The following is a 1,339-nucleotide window of genomic DNA, read 5'->3' on the forward strand; positions in this document are numbered from 1 at the left end:
GGGACTGTCAGATTAACGGTGTAAACCCACAACAAATCTAGCGACCAGCCACCTGCGGCAACCGATCACCAAAAACAATAGCAAAAGCATTCAACGCCGGCTTCCACCGAGTCATCCACCGCCGAGCACCAGCACCTGAAGGATCCAAAGACCGAACCGTCAAATACATAAACTTCAAAGCCGACTCCTCAGACACAAAATGCCCACGCGACCTGGCAGAACGCCGCAACCTAGCATTCAAAGACTCAATCGCATTCGTCGAATACAACACCCGACGAACCTCCATCTCATACGACAAAAAAGGAATAAATTCCTCCCAGCGACGCCACCACAAAGCACTAATAGCCGGGTACTTCTCATCCCACTTCTGCCCGAAGGCCTCCAAAGCCGCCTGCGCAGCCTGCTCGGTCACCGCCTGATAGACCGGCTTCAAATCCCGGGAAATCGCCTCCCAGTGCTGCCTGGGGGCGTAATGCATGGAATTGCGGATCATGTGAATGACGCAGTTTTGCACAATCGTGCGTTCATAGACCGCATTCACGGCCTCAGGCAGGCCGGTGAGCCCATCACAGACCAGGTAGAAGATATCAGCGGTGCCACGGTTCTTCAGCTCGGTCAGGATCTGTAGCCAGAATTTGGCTGATTCGCCTGCTCCTTCAGGGCCTGCCCAGATTCCTAACACATCCCTAGCGCCTTCGACGTTGACTCCCATAGCCACGTAGAAGGGGCGGTTGCTTACCTGCCCTTCGCGGACTTTCAGGTAGATTGCATCGATAAACACAGCCAGGTAGACCGTTTCTAGGGGCCTGGCGGCCCATTCATTCATCTGGTCAAGGACCGTTGCGGTGATACGGCTGATGGTGTCTTTACTGATGCTGGCCCCATAGATTTGCTCGAAGTGGGCTGCGATGTCACCGTAGGTGAGTCCTTTGGCGGCCAGGGAGAGGATGATTTCATCGACGTTTTTGAGTCGACGGGCTCGTTTGGGCACGATGGTCGGTTCGAAGGAGCCGTCGCGGTCGCGGGGGACTTTGATGTCGATGGGGCCGACGGTGTCGGTGAGGATTCTTTTGGTGCGGTAGCCGTTTCTGGTGTTTTGGCTTGTCTGATTGGGGTTTTCGGCGTGTTTGGGGTAGCCGAGGTGGTCGGTGAGTTCTTCGTCGAGGGCAGCTTGGATGATGTCTTGGGTGAGGGTTTTGAGTAGGGTGTCGCTGCTGAGGTCTAGGCCTTGTTCTTTGGCTTGGGTGATGAGGTTTTGGGCGAGTTGGTGTTCTGTTGTCATGGTGTTATTTTCTCCTGTTGGGGTTGGGAGGGTTTACACCGTTTTCCTGACAGTCCC

Annotated in this window: 1 protein-coding gene; it reads right to left on the reverse strand. The window is 54.9% G+C overall.

The window, feature by feature from the left end; translation table 11 throughout:
* Positions 1 to 37 precede the first annotated feature (37 nt).
* Positions 38 to 1,282: an IS256 family transposase gene (locus ACFP6B_RS10995; protein ID WP_272878666.1), complete on the reverse strand. Its 1,245-nt coding sequence runs from the start codon at positions 1,280 to 1,282 to the stop codon at positions 38 to 40.
* Positions 1,283 to 1,339: the final 57 nt, after the last annotated feature.

It is taken from the genome of Rothia nasimurium (assembly GCF_042660305.1).
Taxonomy (GTDB): Bacteria; Actinomycetota; Actinomycetes; order Actinomycetales; family Micrococcaceae; genus Rothia; species Rothia nasimurium.

Bases quoted from the DNA above. Each gene is read 5' to 3' on its own strand.
- ACFP6B_RS10995 (WP_272878666.1), bottom strand. From the start codon at position 1,282: ATGACAACAGAACACCAACTCGCCCAAAACCTCATCACCCAAGCCAAA.